Below are 4,994 nucleotides of genomic sequence, written 5' to 3' on the forward strand. Positions count from 1 at the left end.
GTGGGGGAGGTGGGGGATGGAAGAACAGAAGTTTTTTCCGATCATTACCCGTCAAAATAAATTTGACGAACTACTAGTCCAAAGAGGCAAAAGGTAGGGGGAATATATTTCCCAATTACCAACTACCAACTACCAACTACCAACTACCAACTACCAATTACCAATCACCAATCACCAATCACCAATTACCAATTACCAATTACCAATTACCAATTACCAATTACCAATCACCAATTACCAATTACCCCGCATTGCCTCTTTCATTTCCCGGACTGCTCTTTCTATACCTACTAAAGCTGCCCGACTGATGATAGTATGACCAATATTGAGTTCCTCCATGCCTGGAAGGGCGGCAATGGGGTAAACATTCCAGTAGGTGAGTCCATGACCGGCATTCACCCGCAACCCAGCTTTAATGGCTTGTTCACAGCCTTGGGCTAATAAAGTTAGTTCTTTTTGCCGAGTTGTTTCGTCTTTGGCTTCCGCATATTGCCCTGTATGTAATTCAATAAATTTGGCTTTTACCTTGACAGATGCCTCAATTTGTGGTGGTTCGGCATCAATAAACAAACTAACGGGAATGCCGGCGTTTTGCAGTTTATCAACTATCTCTCCTATTCTAGCAATTTGTCCGACAATATTTAACCCACCTTCTGTTGTTACTTCTTCCCGTTTTTCTGGTACTAAGGTAACATAATCGGGTTTGATATCTAGAGCGATCGCTAACATTTCCGGGGTTGCTGCCATTTCTAAGTTTAAATGGGTTCTCACTGTTTGTCGCAATAGCCGTACGTCTCGATCTTGAATATGTCTTCTATCTTCGCGCAAATGGGCGGTAATGCCATCAGCACCTGCTAATTCTGCTAATACTGCTGCTGCTATGGGGTCTGGTTCTACTGTCCGCCGTGCTTGACGAATGGTAGCGATATGGTCAATATTAACACCGAGTGTAGGCACGCCTGGTTTCTCCTGTTTAACGGTTCTCAGATGTTAATTTTACAGGAAATACCAATTCTAGGGGTGAATGGTCATATTATAAAGAAAGATAATTCTTAAAAAATTGGATAATCTTTGAGGCGATATGCTTTTAGAACTGCAACAAATTATTGTCAATCCAGGTCAACAAATGTTACTCAAGGATATTAGTTGGCAGCAGTTAGAAAAGATTTTGGAGGAAATGGGAGAAAGGCGTGCGGCGCGTATTTCTTATAGTGATGGTTGGTTGGAAATTATGGTTCCTTTACCTGAACACGAAAAAGATAAAGAACTTATTGGTGATTTAGTTAAACTTTTATTAGATAAATTGGAAATTGATTTTGAGCCTTTTGGTTCGACAACACTTAAAAATAAGCGAATGCAGCAAGCTGTAGAACCAGATACTAGTTTTTATATTCAAAATCAAGCTGCTGTAATTGGCAAAAATCGGATTGATTTAAATATAGATCCACCACCAGATTTAGCTATTGAAATTGATATTACTTCTCGGACTCGATTTGACAATTATGCAATTTTGGGAGTTCCTGAACTGTGGCGATATCAACAACAAGGTTTGGAGATTTTCTTGTTACGGGAAGGGAAATATATAAAATCTCAATCTAGTCCTAATTTTCCTGATATTCCCATTGTCGAATTAGTTAATGAGTATGTACGGCAGTGTTTAACTATTGGGAGAAGTCAGGCTATGCGGAATTTTAGAAGTTGGGTTAAGGATAATTTGTAATTGCTATTCGGTAAAGTTGTAAAATTAAGGAATCGGCACAAACTCGTATTTGTCAATTCCAGGTTTTTGTTGAACTTTGACTAAGAAGATGTTATTGTTTATGCGATCGCCTGATTCTGAAAACTGAATTTTTCCTGTTGCACCATTAACTGAAAAACTTGAACTATGAAGCGTTTTTTGTATTCCATTACGAGTGTTATTTATCTTTAAAGCTCCAATTATTGCCTGCGTTGCATCATAGCTTGTCGCCGTTTGCCAACTCACAGGAGCTTTCCACAATGTCTTGGAATTCTTGACAAAGTTTGATTTGGGATTACTATCAATGTTCCAGGGAATTGTTACCACCATACCTTCAAATTGCTTTCCCCAAATTCCTAAAATCTTTGGACTATAAAGCACGTCTCCCCCCAGTAAACTTAACTGTTTTTGATTATTTTTAACCTCTTTAACTACCTCCTGTACTTTGTCCATTGTGATAGAATTCGGGATTAACATCAAGACTTCTATGTTTTGACTAATCGCTTTTTTGACAGCAGTATTTGCATTAAAATTAAGCTTGGACAAGTCAAATGTCTCAAGTACCTCTCCATACTTGTCTTTAACAGCCTTAGCAAACTCTTCTTTTAGGGACTCACTATAAGCACTGCCAAAATCATAGAAAACCGCTGCTTTTTTATTTTGCAAATTTGTCACCATATATTCGGCTAATTTCTCTGCTGCGAGTTTATCGTTAGGAACTGTGCGAAAAACATAGCGGCTAAAATTAGAAATTTGAATAGAAGTGCTAGTAGGAGAAATAGCTACAAGTTCTCCAGAGTTATATTCCTTACCTGCTTCTTTTGTGACATCGCTAGAATGATGGCCTACTACAGCTAATACATTCTTATCGGTAACGAATGCCTTGGCAATATTTCGAGCAGTAAAAGGATCATTATCATCATTAGCGATCGCTACTTCTAAAGCTTTACCATTGATACCACTATTATTATTATTCACCTCATCTTGAGCTTGAGCAACACCACGCAACATCTCTTTTGCTATGTTTGGACTTTGGCCAATGGGTACGCTGACAGCAATTTTGACCCTATTTCCATTCTCACGAGCTTTAGCATTGTTCAGATAAATCAATGCTTCTGGGTCTGTTGGTTCAGCTTTGCGATATAAATTTAACTTCTCAATAGCAGTTTTACAATCACCATCTAAAAATGCTTTAACTCCAGCTTCTTTATCTGGGTTTTTATCTTGTGTTAAGAGAATTTCTTCACCTAAACTAATTCTGTCATTCAAGTTATATGTCTCTTTATCACAGGAATTTGCAATAGGTGGTTGTCGAAATACATAACCAATCATTATTCCAATCATGCCGACTACTACGTATTGTAAAAGATTGATCTTAGGCAAATATAGAATAATTTTCTTCAGTGGAGGGATTGGGGAAATTTTACGATTGTTAATTTTGTCCACATCTTCATTCTTCAATCTCAATTCTTGTTGTAGCCTTTTTAATTCATCATGATTAATCTCGCTAGTCGGATTATTTTCCTGGGTTATCCTGAGAAATTCTGTCTTATATAAATCCAATCTTCTCAAGTAATCTTTGTGGGGTTTTAAAACTTCTGCCTCAATTGCAGTAGCTTTGTCAGGTTCTATTTCTAGCCGATTTTGTTGCTCAATTAATCCCGCACGTCCGACATTAGAAATCTGACCATCACTTCGTATCCAAGACTTAACTATTCCCTTGTATATATCTTCCCGGTTGTGAATGGGTGCTTTAGTTAGCACAATATTAAAACCTTCTTTAATTACCGATTGAATCTGCGGTCTCATTTCATATTTATCTTCTTGAACTTTTCTTTGAACATATTGATGTAATTCATTAACAGAGATAAAACCATCATGATTTTCATCAGCTTCACCAGTTTCAATTCCTTGGACTAAATATTTAGTGTAAACAGATTCAAAAGAATACTGAGTTGAAGTGCTAGATGTCAGGACGGCTCGACCTTCTCCACCCAGTTGAACCTTCTCAAAATTCAAAGATATATCATCTTCACCTTTGGTATCGGGAGAAAAAGCACCACTAAAGCAGCAATCTAAAATTATGACCTGTCTTCGGGAACGGCTACGATTATCGTTAATGATGTCATGGACAAAATCGGCTGGAACTGTGGAGGCTCTACTCGGTTCTCCCTGTTCATTTTTCCGGGTACTTTTAGTAGCAAAGTAAAGTTTGCCATTATCATGTTTAATCCCATGTCCGGAGAAATAAAGCAGCACAATGTCATCTCTTTGACTATCTAAAAACAAGTTCTCAATAGCTGTTTGCATTTGCAGAGGATCAGGATTTAATAGGCATTCCACCTCAAAACCACCAATTTCTGGGTTTTGTAAAACTCGCTGCATGGCTTCAACATCTTTAATTGTCGCTGGCAATGGGTTCAGTCCAGATTCATATTCACTAACTCCTATTAGTAGTGCTACTTTCGCCATCTCGTTATTCTTTCCTTATATTGTGTAATTTCTTAGTTACCTGCAATAAATTTTTGTGCTAATTCCAGTGCTGCTGTTAGTTCTTTCTGACCATTGGCTTTCACTTTCACTTTTTTGCCGTTGACTTCAATTTCCAATTCAATACTTTTGTTACCCAAGCCGCCCAACCATGCCAACAATTTATAACAATTACTAATAGTGACCTCAGCTTGCAAAGCCCCGACTAAAAAACCACCAACAGATTTAGCTCCTTCTGGTATTTCTGTCACTTCTACAAATCCAGCACTTTCCACATCTAAGTCTTTAATTTCTCCCAGCAGATTTCGTGTTTCCCGTTCCTGCTCCTCTGCATCGAAATCTGGATTGAAAAGAGTAATTGTGAATTTAACATGGGATTCTGAACTCATATTGCACCTGAGAAGTTTTTTTAAAGAGTTGATTATTATGATATATGCTTGTCTGTAATAATACGGGATAAAATCGGAAATTTTTCTAAATTTTCAGCAATTACCTCCATAATCAAATACTTTAAGTAGTGAGACAGAATTAATTACACAATTTCATTGCGTAAGCGTTGCGTGGCGTTAGCCATATGGAACGAAGTGAAATGAAGCAATTCCAAGGGTTGTGATTGCTTCCCTTCGCTCGCAATGACTGTAAATATTTTTGTCCAATTACTTAAGAAAGCTCTAAGTTACTCATGCTGAATGTGGGTTTGACGGAAAAAACTTCTGTTCTTCCCTCCCCTGCCCCTGTCTCTTATACACGTCCGACGCTGCCGACC

At 37.9% G+C, this 4,994-nt stretch carries 4 protein-coding genes; 1 reads left to right on the forward strand and 3 read right to left on the reverse strand.

The genetic code is table 11. The annotated features are described in order from the left end of the window. Positions 1–234 precede the first annotated feature (234 nt). Positions 235–957, reverse strand: coding sequence for a pyridoxine 5'-phosphate synthase (locus IQ228_RS20895; protein ID WP_193964269.1), 723 nt, complete (start codon positions 955–957; stop codon positions 235–237). Positions 958–1,081: 124 nt separating this feature from the next. On the opposite strand from IQ228_RS20895, the gene IQ228_RS20900 reads away from it, so the two are divergent. After that, positions 1,082–1,720 carry a Uma2 family endonuclease gene (locus tag IQ228_RS20900; RefSeq protein ID WP_193964271.1) on the forward strand — a complete coding sequence of 213 codons (639 nt, stop codon included), beginning with the start codon at positions 1,082–1,084 and terminating at the stop codon, positions 1,718–1,720. Positions 1,721–1,744: 24 nt separating this feature from the next. Here IQ228_RS20900 and IQ228_RS20905 read toward each other — a convergent pair whose 3' ends face one another. Together IQ228_RS20905 and IQ228_RS20910 are read right to left on the reverse strand one after the other, a co-directional pair. Beyond that, a complete protein-coding gene (locus tag IQ228_RS20905; RefSeq protein WP_193964273.1) occupies positions 1,745–4,210 on the reverse strand; it encodes an ABC transporter substrate-binding protein in 2,466 nt (821 codons plus the stop codon). 32 nt (positions 4,211–4,242) lie between these two features. After that, the gene (locus tag IQ228_RS20910; RefSeq protein ID WP_193964274.1) at positions 4,243–4,617 is read right to left on the reverse strand and encodes a hypothetical protein; all 375 of its coding nucleotides are present in this window, start codon (positions 4,615–4,617) and stop codon (positions 4,243–4,245) included. Positions 4,618–4,994 lie beyond the last annotated feature (377 nt).

Source organism: Dolichospermum sp. LEGE 00246, assembly GCF_015207865.1.
Classification (GTDB): domain Bacteria; phylum Cyanobacteriota; class Cyanobacteriia; order Cyanobacteriales; family Nostocaceae; genus Dolichospermum; species Dolichospermum heterosporum.